The organism is Rathayibacter sp. AY1F4, from assembly GCF_002931775.1.
Lineage (GTDB): Bacteria > Actinomycetota > Actinomycetes > Actinomycetales > Microbacteriaceae > Rathayibacter.
This window is the reverse complement of record NZ_PSVE01000012.1, coordinates 55,476-70,498: the sequence shown is the minus strand read 5'-3', so window position 1 is coordinate 70,498 and position 15,023 is coordinate 55,476. Positions and strand designations below refer to the sequence as shown.

The following is a 15,023-nucleotide window of genomic DNA, read 5'->3' as shown; positions in this document are numbered from 1 at the left end:
CCGCCGCCCGCCTCTCCCCTAGACTCGCCGCGTGCGCACGTCGATCCGAAGCCCCTGGTGGCCCGCCTCCTAGGCGGACCGACGCGCAGACCCCTCGCACGCGACCGCCTCCTCCGGGCGGTCGTTCTGCATGTCAGGGCCCGGGTGGGGCACGACCCGATTCAAGGACCACGATGACCTCGCTCCTCTCCCGCATCCTCGCCTCCGACGGGACGCTGCCGTTCGCGGTGGTCCTCCGCCAGGGCCGCGACGCCGTCGACGTGTTCACGGGCGATGTGCTCGACGTCGAGGGCCTGGCCGACATCCCGCTCGACGGCGACGACGTGCTGACCCTCGTGCCCTACCGGCAGGTGCGCGAGCGCGGCTTCGCGGCGAAGGACGACGGAGCCCCGCTGCGCAACCTCGTGGTGCGCGAGCGCGAGAGCGTCCCCCTGGCGGAGGTGCTGCGGCTCCTGCCCGAGCGGGAGATCCCGGTCGAGGAGCGCGGCTTCGACGTGCCGGACGACGAGTACGCCGACATCGTCCGCCGGGTGATCGAGGACGAGATCGGCCGCGGCGAGGGCGCCAACTTCGTCATCAACCGCGCCTTCGTCGCGCAGACCGACGCGCCGCCCGTCGAGGCGGTCCTGGCCTGGTTCCGCCGCCTGCTCACCGACGAGTCCGGCGCGTACTGGACCTTCGCGATCCACACCCCCGGCGTCGACGGCGCGCAGACGGTCACCGCCGTCGGCGCGACCCCCGAGCGCCACGTCTCGGTGCGCGACGGCGTCGCCATGATGAACCCGATCAGCGGCACCTTCCGCCACCCCGCGGCCGGACCCACCGGGGAGGAGGTGCTCGCGTTCCTCGCCGACGTCAAGGAGAGCGAGGAGCTCTTCATGGTCGTGGACGAGGAGATGAAGATGATGAGCGCGGTCTGCCCGGACGGCGGCCGCATCCTCGGGCCGTTCCTCAAGCAGATGTCGCGGCTCAGCCACACCGAGTACCTGCTCGAGGGCCGCACCGGACTCGACGTTCGCGAGGTCCTGCGGCTGACGATGTTCGCGCCCACGGTCACCGGCTCGCCGATGGAGAACGCGTGCGCCGTGATCGCCGAGTACGAGAAGGAGCCGCGCGGCTACTACTCCGGCGTGCTCGCCCTCTTCGAGCCGGAGGAGCACGGCTACACGGTCGACGCCCCCATCCTCATCCGCACCGCCTACCTCCGCGCGGACGGCCGCCTCACCGTGCCGGCCGGCGCGACGCTCGTGCGCCACTCCACCCCCGAGGGCGAGGTCGCCGAGACGCGTGCGAAGGCGTCGGGCGTCCTCTCCGCCCTGGGCCTGCTGCCGCACCGCGAGGTGCCGCCGGCCATCGACCTGAACGCGCAGCCGGGCGTGCAGGAGGCGCTCGAGGCGCGCAACGAGCGGCTCGCCTCGTTCTGGCTCCGGCCCCAGGCGCCCGAGCACATCGCCGGCCTCGCCGGGCACACCGCGCTGATCGTCGACAACGAGGACCAGTTCACGACGATGCTCGCCCACCAGCTGCGCCACCTCGGGATGGACGCCCGGGTCGAGCGCTGGTCGGAGGTCGCCGACGTGCTGAGCGACGACCTCGTCGTCTTCGGCCCCGGCCCGGGCGACCCCCGCGACGACTCCGAGCCGCGGATCGCGCACCTGCGCTCGCTGATGACCACGCGCCTCGAGGCGGAGCGGCCGATGCTCGCCGTCTGCCTCAGCCACCAGATGCTGTCGCTGCTGGCGGGACTCCCGGTCGAGCCGCTGCCCGCGCCCCGCCAGGGCGTGCGCCTGGCGGTGGACGTGTTCGGCGAGGACGCCGCGATCGGCTTCTACAACACCTTCTCCTCCGTCGCCCCCGGCGTCGCGCGCACGCCCCGGCTGGGGCTCGAGGTGTCGGTCGACCCGGAGACGGGAGTGGTCAACGCCCTGCGCGGCGAGCACGTCGCGTCGGTGCAGGGGCACCTGGAGTCGGTGCTCTCCTCCGACGGCCTGCGCACCCTGGAGCGGCTGGTCCGCACCGCGACCGCTCAGCCCGCGCGCGCATGAGCGGCCTGCGGCTGATCGCGTCGCCCGCCTACCCGGCCGAGCTGCAGGAGGCGGTGGCCGCCGCCGTGCGCGCGGCGGCCGAGGCGGCGCGCGGCTGGTACGGGCGCGGCGACAAGGTCGCGGCGGACGAGGCGTCAGTCGCGGCGATGCGCGCTGTGCTGGCCGACGCTCCGTTCGACGGCGTCGTCGTGATCGGCGAGGGCGAGAAGGACGAGGCCCCGATGCTCGCGAACGGCGAGCGCCTCGGCCGCGCCTCCGCTCCCTCCTGCGACGTGGCGGTCGATCCGCTCGACGGGACCCGGCTCACGGCGGAGGGGCTCCCCGGCTCGGTGAGCGTGATCGCGCTGGCCCCGCGAGGCACGCTGTTCGACCCGCGCGACGTCTTCTACATGGACAAGCTGGTCTGCTCCGGAGCGGGCCGGGGCGCCGTCTCGCTCGACCTCCCTCCCGCCGAGAACGCCGCACGGCTGGCGGCGGCGCTCGGGAAGCCCGTCGCGGAGCTGGTCGTCGTCGTGCTCGACAAGCCGCGTCACTCCGGGCTGATCGCGGCTCTGCGCGCGGCCGGGGTCGCGCTCGAGCTGCGCGGCGAGGGCGACGTGTCGGTCGCGATCGAGGCGGCCGATCCCGCGGGCCGCGTGGACCTCGTCCTCGGCATCGGCGGCACCCCGGAGGGAGTGGTCGCCGCGTGCGCCGTCCGCGCCCTCGGCGGGGTCATGGAGGGGCGCCTCGCCCCCCAGACCGCACCGGAGCGCGCCAACGCCCTGGCCGGCGGCCACGACCTCGACCGCCTGCTGACTCTGGAGGACCTGGTCTCCTCGGACGACGTGCTCTTCGCGGGCTGCGCGGTCTGAGACCTCGCCCGGCAGAGGGCGCGGCCCGCCCCGCTCCGGAGCCGGGGCGGGGGTGACGGATGTCACGGCACCTCGGTGACAGAGGAGCGAGGCACTGCGGCGACCCCCTCGACAGGCTGAGGGCATGACCTCGACCGACCTCGCCGTGCAGGCGACCGCCCTCACCAAGAGCTTCGGCTCCGTCGCCGCCGTCGCCGGAGTGGACCTCACCGTCCGGCCCGGCGAGATCGTCGCCTTCCTCGGTCCCAACGGCGCGGGCAAGACCACGACCCTCGACATGCTCCTGGGCCTCTCGGCCCCTGACACCGGCGAGGTCACGGTGTTCGGACGCTCGCCGCGCACGGCGATCGCGCACGGGCTCGTCTCGGCCGTCCTGCAGACCGGCGGCCTGCTGAAGGACCTCAGCGTCCACGAGACACTGGAGCTGACCGCGAGCCTCTTCGCGGACACCCGGCCGATCGACGAGGTGCTGGGGCGCGCGGGGATCGCCGACCTCGCCTCCCGCCGCGTGGGACTGTGCTCCGGCGGTCAGCAGCAGCGGCTCCGGTTCGCGATGGCGCTGCTGTCGGACCCCGGCCTGCTCCTGCTCGACGAGCCGACCACCGGCATGGACGTCGAGGGGCGCCGCGCGTTCTGGCAGGCCATCCGCACCGACGCGGCGCGCGGGCGCACCGTCCTCTTCGCCACGCACTACCTCGAGGAGGCGGACGAGTACGCCGACCGCATCGTCCTGATGAGCCGAGGCCGGATCGTCGCCGACGGGACCACGAGCAGCATCAAGAACCTCGTCTCCGGCCGGATCGTCCACGCGACCCTGCCCGGCGCCGACCTCGCCGCCCTCGCCGCGCTCCCCCAGGTCTCCAGCGTCGAGGCCCAGGGCGACCGGATCACGGTGCACACCGACGACTCCGACGCCCTCGCCCGCTACCTGCTCACCCGCACCGGTGCCCGCGACGTCGAGATCACCGCCCAGAACCTCGAGAGCGTCTTCCTCGCCCTCACCTCCGAAGGAGCCTCCGCATGACCGCCACGACCCCCGCCGCCGACCGCGTCCGCCTCGACCGCCGCTCGCCGGCGCTCGGCGGCTTCACCACGACCTACCTGCGCATCGAGATCCTGCGGCGGCTGCGGAACCGGCGGACCCTCTTCTTCACCCTCCTCTTCCCGGTCCTGATGTTCTTCATCGTCGGGTACCCGCTCCGCGACGAGCCGCTGACCGCGACTCCGATCGCGGCGGGCGGCGTCTCGATCGCGGCCTTCATCATGGTGTCGATGGCGATGTACGGAGCGATGATGTCGGCCACGCAGACCGGGGCGGCCGTCGCCGTGGAGCGCGCGCAGGGCTGGAGCCGGCAGCTGCGGCTCACCCCGCTGAACCCCGTGGTCAACGTTCTGATCAAGATGATCGCCGGGATGGCGCTGGGCCTGCTCGCCGTCGTCGCCACCTATGCGGTCGGCGCCGCCAGCGGCATCGAGCTCTCGGCGGTGCAGTGGGTCGCGACCGGACTGACGGGCTGGCTGCTCGCGAGCGCCGTCTTCACGACGCTCGGCCTCATGGTGGGCTACATGGTGCCGGGCGAGAACGCGGCACAGATCACGAGCCTGGTCATCGTGGTCCTCGCGTTCCTGGGCGGCCTCTTCTACCCGGTGAGCAGCATGCCCGGATTCCTGCAGAGCATCGCCGCCCTGACGCCGGTCTACGGGATCAGCGAGCTCGCGCGAGCGCCGCTGACCGGCGAGGGGTTCGACCTCGGCGCTCTGGTCGACGCGCTCGTGTGGCTCGGTCTGCTCCTCGGCGGGACGGTGTTCTTCTTCCGCCGCGACACGAAGCGGGTGTGACGGATGCGCCACCGCGGTCGGCTCCGTCCTAGGGTGAGCGCGTGAGCAGCACCACCGCCTCCGGGCACGGCGAGACAGGGTGGCCGATCCGCCCGGCCGCGGCGGGCGCCGACCCGGGAGCGACCCTGCGCACGGCTCTCTGGACCCCGCGTGCGCTGCGCTGGTACGCGGGAGCGGTCTTCTCGCTCTTCTGGGTGTACTCGACCGTGCCGTCGGTCCTCGACGATCCGGAGTGGCCCCGCCGCGTCGTCGGCGTCGCCCTCATCGCCGCTTTCAGCGCCGGATTCCTCGTCGCACCGCCGCTCGCCTGGACCCTCGCGACGCGGGGCCGGCTGCTGATCTGCCTCGGACTGCTCGCCTTCTCCTTCACCCTCCTCCCCTGGCTCGGGCGGGACGTGACGGGGCTCTGGACCTACGTCGGAGTCCTGGTCGGCATGTGCGTGTTCACCTGGCGCCTCACGGCCACCCTGATCGGAGCCCTCGCCTCCGTGACGCTCGCCGTCCGCCTCGAGAGCGACGGCGTCACCGAGACCGCCTTCGTGGTGCCGGTGATCATCCTCTCCATCTCCCTGATGATGGCCACCTTCGCGCGCACGATCGCCACCGTCAACCAGCTCCGCGACACCCGCGCCGAGCTGGAGGTCCTGACGGCCGAGCGCGAGCGGAGCCGGGTCGCCCGCGACATCCACGACATCCTGGGCCATTCGCTGACGGTGATCACCGTGAAGTCGGAGCTGGCCGGGCGCCTCCTCGACGCCGACCCGGAGCGGGCGCGGGCCGAGATCGCGGACGTGGAGTCGCTCGCGCGGGGCGCTCTCGCCGACGTCCGCGCGACCGTGTCCGGCTTCCGGGCCACGACCGCGAGCGGAGCGCTGGCCGCCGCGCGCGGCGCTCTCGCCGCGGCGGGGATCTCCGCCGACCTGCCCTCCTCCACCGACACCGTGCTCCCGCAGCATCGCGAGCTGGTGGGGTGGGTGATCCGCGAGGGAGCGACGAACGTCGTCCGCCATTCGAGCGCCTCGCGCTGCCGGATCCGCCTCACCGCCTGCGAGGTCGAGATCGCGGACGACGGAGTGGGTCCGCAGCCGGGAGCAGCGGGCTCGACCGGACTGGCCGGGCTCCGCGAGCGGGTCGAGGCGGCGGGCGGCCGGCTCTCCGTCGGGACGAGCGAGCTCGGGGGCTTCCGCCTCGCGGCTACCCTCCCCGGAGGCGGACGGTGAGCGCTCTGCGCCTCCTGATCGCCGACGACCAGGCGCTGGTGCGGGGCGCACTCGCCGCCCTGCTCTCGCTGGAGTCCGACATCGACGTGGTGGCGGAGGTCGGCCGCGGGGACGAGGTGGTCGCCGCGGCGCTCGCCTCGACGCCGGACGTCGCGCTGCTGGACATCGAGATGCCGGGGCTGGACGGGATCGCCGCCGCCGCGCTCCTCCGCGAGGCGCTGCCGGCCTGCCGCGTGCTGATCGTGACGACCTTCGGCCGTCCCGGCTACCTCAGCCGCGCGATGCAGGCGGGGGCGTCGGGCTTCGTGGTCAAGGACACGCCCTCGGCTCAGCTGGCGGACGCCGTGCGGAGGGTCGGGCAGGGGCTGCGCGTGGTCGATCCCGCGCTCGCTGCGGAGTCGCTGGCGCAGGGAGGCACGCCCCTGACCGAGCGGGAGGCCGACGTGCTCGCCGCCGCGCGCACCGGAGGATCGATCGCCGATCTCGCCCGGATGCTGCACCTCTCGCCGGGGACCGTGCGGAACCACCTCTCGGCGGTGATCGGCAAGACGGGCGCCCGCAACCGGGCCGACGCCCTCCGGATCGCGGAGCGCAACGGCTGGCTCTGAGAGTCCGGCCCGGCGGCACGATCACGGCGCTCCGCTCCGGAGCCGACCGCAGCGGAGCGCGACAGGAACGCCGAAGGCCCCGGCTCGACGCGCGAACCGGGGCCTTCTCGCTGTAGCGGGAGCGGGACTTGAACCCGCGACACCACGATTATGAGCCGTGTGCTCTAACCACCTGAGCTACCCCGCCGCGCGTTCTTCGCAGGTCTGGCCTGCGGGGAACGGAGCCCCCTGTGGGAATCGGACCCACTACCTCTTCCTTACCAAGGAAGTGCTCTACCAATGAGCTAAGGGGGCGCACCTGCGGGTCTGACAGCCCCTCTCGGGGCGTGCCCGCGATTTGGCACCGTTAGACGATAGCACCTCCGCGGAGCGTCGATGACCGCGGGGGACGCGCCCCCGCGGCCGCCCGTCTGCGGCTACGCCCGGCTCGCCTCGTCGAGCGCGGCGAGCTCCTCTGCGCTCAGCTCAAGGGAGGCCGAGGCGATCAGCGCCGGCAGCTGCTCCATCACGCGGGCGCTGGCGATCGGCGCGACCACTCCGGGCTGCGAGCGGAGCCACGCGAGCGCCACCGTCGCCACCTCGGCGCCGTGCGCCTCCGCCGCCGCGTCGAGCGCCGCCAGCACCCGGCGGCCGCGGCCGTCGAGGTAGCGGGAGGCGCCGTCGGCGCGCGGACCCTCGGGCGTCGATCCGTCGCGGTACTTGCCGGTCAGGAATCCTGACGCCAGGGCGGAGTAGGGGACGACGGCCAGCCCCGCCTCGCGGGCGAGGGGCAGCAGGTCGGCCTCGATCCCGCGCTCCACGAGGTTGTAGTGCGGCTGCAGCGCGACGGGCGCGTGCAGGCCCTCCTCGCCCGCGATGCGCAGCCACTCCGCGACGCGCTCGGCGCTGAAGTTCGACACTCCGATCGCGCGGACCAGGCCCTGGTCCACGAGCTCGGAGAACACGGCGGCGATGTCGGCCATCGGCACGGCCTCGTCGTCGAAGTGGGCGTAGTAGAGGTCGATCCGGTCGGTCGCGAGGCGCTCGAGGGAGGCGCGGGCGGCCGCGCGCACGGTGTCGGGCGCGAGGCCGGTGAACTGCGGGTGGCGGCCCGCCTTCGTCGCGATCACCACGTCGTCCCGGTCCCCCGAGCGCTGCGCGAGCCACTCGCCGATGATCGTCTCGGACTCGCCGCCCGTGTTGCCCGGGACCCAGGCGGAGTACGCGTCGGCGGTGTCGATGAAGTCGCCGCCCGCGGCCGTGTAGCCGTCGAGGACGTCGAAGGAGGTCTGCCGGCCCGCGGTCCAGCCGAAGACGTTGCCGCCGAGCGAGAGCGGGAAGACGTCGATGCCGGAGTCGCCGAGCGGCGAGCGGGTGACGGAGGAGGATGCTGCGCTGTCGATGGTCATCCCCCGATTCAAGTCCCGCACCCCGCCCCGATCGATCCCCCTCCCGCGCATGCGCGGCAAGGACTCAGGCTGTCAGCGCCGCGGGTAGTCGGCGTAGGCGAAGCGCGTCGAGTCCGGCGCCCAGCCGGAGACGTTGATCGTCCCCTGCCCGCCGTGGAGGCGCTCCAGCACGCGGCCGGGCTCGAGCGTCGCGCGCCCAGGGAGGTCGAGCAGCCGCAGCTCGACGTCGACGTTCTCGGGGTGGCCGGCCGTCCCCTCCGGATAGGCGAGGTAGAGCAGGTGCGCGCCGTCGGGCGACTCGTGCGGGAACCAGTCGACCGTGTCCGACTCGACCAGGCGGGAGAGCGCGGAGCCGTCGAGGCCGATGCGGAAGAGCTGCGCGCCTCCTCCGGCCCGCTCGGAGTTGAAGACGAGGGTGCGGCCGTCGGCCGAGACGTCGACGCCGTCGTCGGCCGCCTCGTCGTCGGTCAGGGCGGTGAGCGGGCCTCCCCCGGCCGGCATCGTGTAGACGTCGGTCCGCCACCGCCCGGAGGCGTCGCCGCCGCCGATCAGCGCGAGGGTCGCGCCGTCGGGCGAGACGCCGTGCAGGTAGTGCTTGAAGCGCGCGCCCTCGCGCTCGGCGGTCAGGCGGCGGGCGGGGGCGGAGCCGTCGAGCTCGACCGCGTAGAGGTGCCCGTCGCGCGCCGAGACGTAGGCGAGCCCGCCGGACGGGGCGAGCACGTGGTCGTTGTTGAGCTCGGCCGGCACCCCGTCGAGCGGGATCGGCTCGAGCACGGCCGCCCCCTCGAGCGGCAGCCGGAAGAGGCCGCCGTCGCCGTTCACGATCAGGGCGGAGCCGTCCGGAGTCCAGTTCGGCGCCTCCACGAGGACGGAGTCGGACTCGAAGACGGTCGTCGACTCCCCCGTCGCGAGGTCGTGGACGCGGAGTCGGCAGAGCTGGTCGGGGAGGAGCGAGCGGGCCATGCTCCCCACGGTAGGGCCCTGGCGGATCACGACGGGGCCGTCAAGCCTCCGCGCACTCAGGTTCCGCGGGAGGGCGCTCCGATATTCTTGACCGACTTGTGCGCTGGGTACACCTTGGGAGGAACATGTGATGCTCCTCATCCTCGTGATCTCGTTCGCGATCGCCGTGGTGACCCCCTGGCTGGTGGGCCGGTTCGGGCCGAAGACGTTCTACGCGCTGGCGCTCATCCCGGCCGCGAGCTTCGTCGCCACCGCGACCGCCCTGCCGACGATCCTCGACGGCGGCGAGATCCGCGAGTCCGTGCCGTGGATCCCCGCGCTCGACATCGCCCTCTCCTTCCGCCTGGACGCGCTCTCGATCGTCCTCGCCCTCGTGGTCAGCGGAGTCGGCGCCCTGGTCCTCGCCTACTGCGCGACGTACTTCAGCCGCGACGAGCCCTCGCTGGGCCGGTTCGCAGCGCTCCTGTCCGCGTTCGCCGGAGTGATGTACGGGCTGGTCACGGCCGACGACGTGATCATCCTCTTCGTCTTCTGGGAGGCGACGAGCGTCCTCTCCTACCTCCTCATCGGCCACTACAGCGGGCGCAAGGAGAGCCGGGGTGCCGGTCTCCAGGCGCTCCTGGTCACGACTCTCGGCGGGCTGGCGATGCTGGTCGGGATCATCGTCCTGATCGTGCAGGCCGGTACCACCAGCCTCTCCGGGATCGTCGCCGCCGCCCCCTCCGGCCCGATCGTGTCGACGGCGCTGGTGCTGGTGCTGCTCGGCGCGTTCTCGAAGTCCGCCCTGGTGCCGTTCCACTTCTGGCTGCCGGCCGCGATGGCCGCTCCCACGCCGGTCAGCGCCTACCTGCACGCCGCCGCGATGGTGAAGGCGGGCATCTACCTCGTCGCGCGCCTCGCGCCGGGCTTCGCCGACGACTCCGTCTGGCTGCCCGTGGTGGTGAGCGTCGGAGTCTGGACCATGCTCGTCGGCGGCTGGCGCTCGCTCCGGCAGTACGACCTCAAGCTCGTGCTGGCCTACGGCACCGTCAGCCAGCTCGGCTTCCTGACCGTCGCCGTCGGCTTCGGCTCGCGCGACGCCGCGCTGGCCGGGCTGACGCTCCTCGTCGCCCACGCTCTCTTCAAGGCGCTGCTCTTCCTCACCGTCGGCATCGTCGACCACCGCGCGGGCACGCGCGACCTCCGCAAGCTCAGCGGCCTGGGACGGCAGGCGCCGGTGCTCGCGGGCGCCGCCCTCGTCGGCGTGCTGTCGATGGCGGGCATCCCGCCGCTGCTGGGCTTCGTCGCCAAGGAGGCCGTGTTCACGAGCCTGATCTCGGCGATCGAGCAGGGCTCGTTCTGGGCCTGGGTCGCGCTGGTCGGCCTCGTCCTCGGCTCGATCCTCACCGTGGCCTACTCCGCGCGCTTCTTCTGGGGCGCCTTCGCCCGCAAGAAGGGCCTAGAGGACACGCACCTGCACGCCGAGCCGTGGACCTTCACCGCCGCCCCGGTGCTGCTGGCCGCCGCCAGCGTGATCGGCGGGATCGCCGCCTCCGTGCTCGACCCGCTCGTCGCCGTCTATGCGGACACCCTCCGCTTCGCCGCCCCGGACGCCGACCCGGAGCTCGCCGCCGCTGCGGAGGCCTCCGACCACGGCGGCTACCACCTCGCACTCTGGCACGGCTTCGAGCCCGCGCTGGCACTCAGCGCCCTCGTGATCGCCGTCGGACTCCTGCTCTTCGCCAAGCGCGTCGCCGTCGCGCGCGCCCAGTCGATGCTGCCCAACCGGATCGACTCCGCCGAGGGCTACTGGGCCACCGTCCGCTGGCTCGACCGCGTCGCCAGCACGGTCACCGAGTTCGTCCAGCGCGGCTCGCTCCCCCGCTACCTGACGGTGATCTTCGCGGTCTTCGTCCTCGGCGTCGGCGGTGCGGCCGCCCTCAACCGCACCTGGCCGGGCGATCTCGTCTTCTGGGACAGCCCGGGCCAGCTCGCGGTCGCGGCCGTGATGATCCTCGCGGCGGTGCTGTGCGCGATCGCCCGCAACCGGGTCGCCGCCGTGCTGCTGGCCGGCGCCACCGGCTACGGGATGGTGGCCCTCTTCGCCCTGCAGGGTGCACCGGACCTCGCCCTCACCCAGGCGCTGATCGAAACGGTGACCCTCGTGGTCTTCGTCCTGGTGCTGCGCCGCCTTCCGACCCGCATCGCCGCGAAGCACCAGCCGATGCGCAAGCGCCTGCGCGCCGTCATCGGCATCGCGGTCGGAGCGGTCATGGCCCTCGCCGCCACCATCGCCCTCGGCGCCCGGACCGCGACGCCGATCTCGGCCGAGCTGCCCCGCCTCGCCTACGAGGAGGGCAAGGGCCGCAACATCGTCAACGTCCTGCTCGTCGACATCCGCGCCTGGGACACGATGGGCGAGATCTCGGTCCTCGTCGTGGTCGCCACCGGCGTCGCGAGCCTGATCTTCCTCTCCAGCCGGGCCGGAGGCGCTCCCCGCCTCGAGTCGCAGAGCGCCGACGACCGCCGCGAGCGCGCGATGGACCTGACCGCCTCCTCCGCCGACGCCGAGCGCGACGGCGACCGCGGCTCCTGGCTCGTCGCCGGGCGCACGCTCCGGCCGGAGAACCGCTCGATCGTGCTCGAGGTGCTGGTGCGCCTGCTCTTCCACCCCGCGATGATCGTGTCGGTCTACCTGCTCTTCACCGGACACAACACCCCGGGGGGAGGCTTCGCGGGCGGCCTGCTCGCCGGTCTCGCCCTCGTCGCGCGCTACCTCGCCGGCGGCCGCTTCGAGCTCGGCGAGGCCGCGCCGATCGACGCGGGCAAGGTCCTCGGACTCGGCCTCTTCTTCGCCGTCGGCACCGCCGTCTCCTCCCTCGCCTTCGGCCTCGAGGCCCTCGAGTCGAGCTGGCTCGACCTCGAGGTGCCGGTGCTGGGCGAGCTCCACCTGGGCACGTCCACCCTCTTCGACATCGGGGTGTACCTGATCGTGATCGGCCTCGCCCTCGACATCCTCCGCAGCCTCGGCGGCGAGGTCGACCGCCACGGCGAGGAGGCCGAGCAGGGCTCCCCCTCGGGCGACGGCGTCACGCACTCGACCGACAGCACCCCCGGCCCCGGCCAGGGCACGGTCGACGGGCTCGAGACCTCGCTCCCCACCGGCTCCACGGTCGTCGGCGGACCGGGCAGGGGAGACGGCGCATGAGCATCACCCTCGTCCTCGTCGTCGTCATGGCGGTGATGTACGCGGCGGGCGTCTACCAGATGCTCGAGCGCAGCCTCACCCGCATCCTGATCGGGTTCCTGCTCGTCGGGAACGCGACCAACATCCTCATCCTGCTGATGGCCGGCCGCTCGGGCATCGCGCCGTTCGTCACCGACGACGGGCGCTCCTACGAGCAGATCGCCGCCGAGATGGCCGACCCGCTGCCGCAGGCGCTGATCCTCACCGCGATCGTGATCACCTTCGGGGTGTCCGCCTTCCTCCTCGCGATGATCTACCGGCGCTGGCGCCTCGCCAACGCCGACCAGGTGGAGGACGACGAGACCGACGCCTCCGTCCGCGAGGACGCGGCGGGCATCTCGGCCCAGACCACCGCCGACGACCGGGCGCTCGACGTCCTGCTCGAGTCCAGCGACGAGGGCACCGCCGCCAAGCACGGGGAGAGCGCCATGACCGACGACAGGAAGGAGGACCGATGAACGCCCTGATCCCGCTCGTCGTCACCCTCCCCCTCCTGGGAGCGGCCGTCGCGCTGATCCTCGGACGCCACCGGCGCGCGCAGATCACCGTGAACATCGTGACGCTCTCGAGCGTTCTGGTGATCTCCTCGGTGATGCTCGTGCTGGTCCTCACCGGCGACGGAGGCGGCAGCGCCGTCTACGTGGGCGGCTGGGAGCCGCCGTGGGGCATCGTGCTGGTCGTCGATCCGCTCGCCGCGCTGATGCTCGTGATCACCTCGATCACCCTGCTGGGCGTCCTGCTGTTCTCGGTCGGCCAGGGCCTCGTCGACGGCAACCGCGAGACGCCGGTCACGATCTTCCACCCGACCTACCTGATCCTCTCGGCGGGCATCCTCAACGCCTTCGTCGCGGGCGACCTCTTCAACCTCTACGTCGGCTTCGAGATCCTGCTGGCCGCGAGCTACGTGCTGATCACCCTGGGCGGCACCGCACCGCGGATCCGCGCCGGCACGACCTACGTGGTCGTCAGCCTGGTCTCGAGCGTGTTCTTCCTCTCGGCCATCGGCCTGCTCTACGGCGCCACCGGCACTGTCAACATGGCGCAGCTCTCGATCCGCATCGCCGAGCTCCCCGCCGACGTGCAGCTGGTGCTCCACGTGGTGCTGCTGCTCGGCTTCGGGATCAAGGCGGCCGTGTTCCCCCTGTCGTTCTGGCTCCCGGACTCGTACCCCACGGCTCCGGCGCCGGTCACCGCCGTCTTCGCCGGACTCCTCACCAAGGTCGGCGTGTACGCGCTGATCCGCACCGAGACCCTGCTCTTCCCCGGCGGGAGGCTGAGCGAGGTGCTGCTGGTGGTGGCGCTGCTGACGCTGATCGTCGGCATCCTCGGCGCGGTCGCGCAGGCCGACATCAAGCGGATGCTGTCCTTCACGCTGGTCTCGCACATCGGCTACATGGTCTTCGGGATCGCCGTGGGCACCCCGGCGGGCTACGCGGCGACGATCTTCTACGTCATCCACCACATCACGGTGCAGACGACGCTCTTCCTCGCGACCGGCCTGATCGAGCGCGTCGGCGGCACCACCTCGATCCTGCGCCTCGGCGGGCTGCTCAAGGCCTCGCCGCTGCTGGCGCTGCTCTACTTCATCCCCGCGATGAACCTCGGCGGGATCCCGCCGTTCACCGGCTTCCTCGGCAAGGTGGGGCTCTTCGTCGCCGGCACGGAGTCGGCCGCCGACCAGCCCTCGTGGCTGATCTGGGCCGTCATCGCAGCCGGGGCCGTGACCTCGCTCCTGACCCTCTACGCCGTCGCGCGCGTCTGGAACATGGTCTTCTGGCGCCGCCAGGAGGAGGTGCCCGGCTACGAGTCGCCCCTGATCGACCAGCTGCAGGAGGACCCCCACGACACGGGCAGCATCCGCACCCGCCACTCGCCGCCGATGATGGTGCTCGCCACCGCGGGGATGGTCGTCGTCGGCGTCGTGCTGACCGTCGGCGCCGGTCCCCTCTACGACGCGAGCGAGCGAGCGGCGAGCGCGGTCGCCGACCCCGCGACCTACATCGCGACCGTCTACCGCGACTCGTCCTTCGGAGAGGAGGGGCCGCGATGAGCCCCCGCCGCCGCGTCGACATCTGGAACCGCGTCGCGATGTTCGTGACCCTCGTCGGCATCTGGGTGCTGCTCTGGGACGACGTCTCGGTGCTGTCGATCGTCACCGGCTTCCTGGTCGCCCTGCTGATCACCCGGGTGTTCTACCTGCCGCCGGTCGAGTTCTCGAACCGCATCCACCCGTGGTTCGTGCTCCTCTTCCTCCTGCGCCTGCTGGCCGACATCGCGGTGGCCTCGGTGCGGGTGTCCTGGCAGATCCTGACCCTGCCGGTCCCGGTCCACAACGCCATCGTCGCCGTGCACCTGCGCAGCCGCTCCGAGGGGATGCTCGTCTGGACGACGGAGGCCGTCTCGCTCGTCCCCGGCTCCCTGGTGATCGACGTGGACCCGCAGCTGAACGTCCTCTACCTGCACGTGCTCGGCGTGACCCACGACGAGGGCGAGCGGATCGACGAGGTGCGCCGGACGGTCCTCCGGACGGAAGCGCGCATCGTCCGGGCCATCGGCTCCCGCGAGGACGTGCAGCGCGTGAATCGGCCGATCGAGGCCGGATCGGGGGTGGTCCGGTGATCGACTGGCTGATCTGGATCCTGGTGCCGGTCTTCGGCGCCGCCTGCCTGCTCGCGCTCGTGCGGATCCTCCGCGGTCCGTCCGTGCTCGACCGGGTCGTCGCGGCCGACGTGCTCGTCGCGACGATCATCTGCGGGATCGGCGCCGAGATGGCGGTCAACCACCACGCGCGGACCCTGCCCGTCGCGCTCGGGCTCGCGCTGTTCGCCGTCTTCGGATCGATCAGCGTCGCCAAGTTCATGGCCAACCGCGAGGAGGACTGAC

13 protein-coding genes and 2 tRNA genes are annotated in these 15,023 nt (G+C 72.7%); 11 read left to right on the top strand and 4 right to left on the bottom strand.

Annotated elements, in window-relative coordinates:
* The first annotated feature begins 173 nt into the window (after window positions 1-173).
* From C5C59_RS09355 to C5C59_RS09330, 6 genes are all read left to right on the top strand, one after another.
* Complete coding sequence (locus C5C59_RS09355) at window positions 174-2,045, top strand: anthranilate synthase family protein (RefSeq protein WP_104238290.1); 1,872 nt, start codon at window positions 174-176, stop codon at window positions 2,043-2,045.
* Entirely contained in the window at window positions 2,042-2,896 is an 855-nt protein-coding gene (locus C5C59_RS09350; RefSeq protein ID WP_104238291.1) for a fructose-bisphosphatase class II family protein, read from the top strand. The genes C5C59_RS09355 and C5C59_RS09350 overlap by 4 nt, the downstream gene beginning before the upstream one ends.
* A gap of 124 nt (window positions 2,897-3,020) precedes the next feature.
* On the top strand, window positions 3,021-3,920 hold the full coding sequence (locus tag C5C59_RS09345) for an ABC transporter ATP-binding protein (RefSeq protein ID WP_104238292.1): 900 nt from the start codon (window positions 3,021-3,023) through the stop codon (window positions 3,918-3,920).
* Window positions 3,917-4,735, top strand: a complete 819-nt coding sequence (locus C5C59_RS09340) for an ABC transporter permease (protein WP_104238293.1) — start codon at window positions 3,917-3,919, stop codon at window positions 4,733-4,735. Before C5C59_RS09345 ends, C5C59_RS09340 begins: the two co-directional genes overlap by 4 nt.
* Before the next feature lie 41 nt (window positions 4,736-4,776).
* Window positions 4,777-5,955, top strand: a complete 1,179-nt coding sequence (locus tag C5C59_RS09335) for a sensor histidine kinase (RefSeq protein ID WP_258059741.1) — start codon at window positions 4,777-4,779, stop codon at window positions 5,953-5,955.
* On the top strand, window positions 5,952-6,563 hold the full coding sequence (locus tag C5C59_RS09330) for a response regulator (RefSeq protein ID WP_181074522.1): 612 nt from the start codon (window positions 5,952-5,954) through the stop codon (window positions 6,561-6,563). Before C5C59_RS09335 ends, C5C59_RS09330 begins: the two co-directional genes overlap by 4 nt.
* A 113-nt stretch (window positions 6,564-6,676) precedes the next feature.
* On the opposite strand, the gene C5C59_RS09325 is transcribed toward C5C59_RS09330, so the two are convergent.
* The 4 genes from C5C59_RS09325 to C5C59_RS09310 form a co-directional block, all read right to left on the bottom strand.
* Window positions 6,677-6,750, bottom strand: a tRNA-Met gene (locus C5C59_RS09325).
* Between the two features lie 35 nt (window positions 6,751-6,785).
* Window positions 6,786-6,857, bottom strand: a tRNA-Thr gene (locus tag C5C59_RS09320).
* 122 nt (window positions 6,858-6,979) lie between these two features.
* On the bottom strand, window positions 6,980-7,951 hold the full coding sequence (locus tag C5C59_RS09315) for an aldo/keto reductase (RefSeq protein ID WP_104238294.1): 972 nt from the start codon (window positions 7,949-7,951) through the stop codon (window positions 6,980-6,982).
* Window positions 7,952-8,023: 72 nt separating this feature from the next.
* Complete coding sequence (locus C5C59_RS09310) at window positions 8,024-8,914, bottom strand: PD40 domain-containing protein (RefSeq protein ID WP_104238295.1); 891 nt, start codon at window positions 8,912-8,914, stop codon at window positions 8,024-8,026.
* A 130-nt stretch (window positions 8,915-9,044) separates the two neighbouring features.
* Between C5C59_RS09310 and C5C59_RS09305 the strand changes: the two genes are divergently transcribed.
* From C5C59_RS09305 to C5C59_RS09285, 5 genes are read left to right on the top strand one after another with little or no spacing between them, the layout of a single operon-like run.
* Complete coding sequence (locus C5C59_RS09305; protein ID WP_104238296.1) at window positions 9,045-12,101, top strand: Na+/H+ antiporter subunit A; 3,057 nt, start codon at window positions 9,045-9,047, stop codon at window positions 12,099-12,101.
* Window positions 12,098-12,598, top strand: a complete 501-nt coding sequence (locus C5C59_RS09300) for a Na(+)/H(+) antiporter subunit C (RefSeq protein WP_104223614.1) — start codon at window positions 12,098-12,100, stop codon at window positions 12,596-12,598. Before C5C59_RS09305 ends, C5C59_RS09300 begins: the two co-directional genes overlap by 4 nt.
* Window positions 12,595-14,190 (top strand): Na+/H+ antiporter subunit D, encoded by a 1,596-nt coding sequence (locus C5C59_RS09295; protein WP_104238297.1) that lies wholly within the window; start codon window positions 12,595-12,597, stop codon window positions 14,188-14,190. The genes C5C59_RS09300 and C5C59_RS09295 overlap by 4 nt, the downstream gene beginning before the upstream one ends.
* A complete protein-coding gene (locus C5C59_RS09290) occupies window positions 14,187-14,759 on the top strand; it encodes a Na+/H+ antiporter subunit E (protein ID WP_104238298.1) in 573 nt (190 codons plus the stop codon). Before C5C59_RS09295 ends, C5C59_RS09290 begins: the two co-directional genes overlap by 4 nt.
* Window positions 14,756-15,022 carry a monovalent cation/H+ antiporter complex subunit F gene (locus C5C59_RS09285; protein ID WP_308470711.1) on the top strand — a complete coding sequence of 89 codons (267 nt, stop codon included), beginning with the start codon at window positions 14,756-14,758 and terminating at the stop codon, window positions 15,020-15,022. Before C5C59_RS09290 ends, C5C59_RS09285 begins: the two co-directional genes overlap by 4 nt.
* The last annotated feature ends 1 nt before the right edge of the window (window position 15,023 follow it).

Excerpts from the sequence above, each read along its gene's own strand:
- C5C59_RS09355 (WP_104238290.1), top strand. The coding sequence starts at position 174 with ATGACCTCGCTCCTCTCCCGCATCCTCGCCTCCGACGGGACGCTGCCG.
- C5C59_RS09350 (WP_104238291.1), top strand. The coding sequence starts at position 2,042 with ATGAGCGGCCTGCGGCTGATCGCGTCGCCCGCCTACCCGGCCGAGCTG.
- C5C59_RS09345 (WP_104238292.1), top strand. The coding sequence starts at position 3,021 with ATGACCTCGACCGACCTCGCCGTGCAGGCGACCGCCCTCACCAAGAGC.
- C5C59_RS09340 (WP_104238293.1), top strand. The coding sequence starts at position 3,917 with ATGACCGCCACGACCCCCGCCGCCGACCGCGTCCGCCTCGACCGCCGC.
- C5C59_RS09315 (WP_104238294.1), bottom strand. The coding sequence starts at position 7,951 with ATGACCATCGACAGCGCAGCATCCTCCTCCGTCACCCGCTCGCCGCTC.
- C5C59_RS09310 (WP_104238295.1), bottom strand. The coding sequence starts at position 8,914 with ATGGCCCGCTCGCTCCTCCCCGACCAGCTCTGCCGACTCCGCGTCCAC.
- C5C59_RS09305 (WP_104238296.1), top strand. The coding sequence starts at position 9,045 with ATGCTCCTCATCCTCGTGATCTCGTTCGCGATCGCCGTGGTGACCCCC.
- C5C59_RS09300 (WP_104223614.1), top strand. The coding sequence starts at position 12,098 with ATGAGCATCACCCTCGTCCTCGTCGTCGTCATGGCGGTGATGTACGCG.
- C5C59_RS09295 (WP_104238297.1), top strand. The coding sequence starts at position 12,595 with ATGAACGCCCTGATCCCGCTCGTCGTCACCCTCCCCCTCCTGGGAGCG.
- C5C59_RS09290 (WP_104238298.1), top strand. The coding sequence starts at position 14,187 with ATGAGCCCCCGCCGCCGCGTCGACATCTGGAACCGCGTCGCGATGTTC.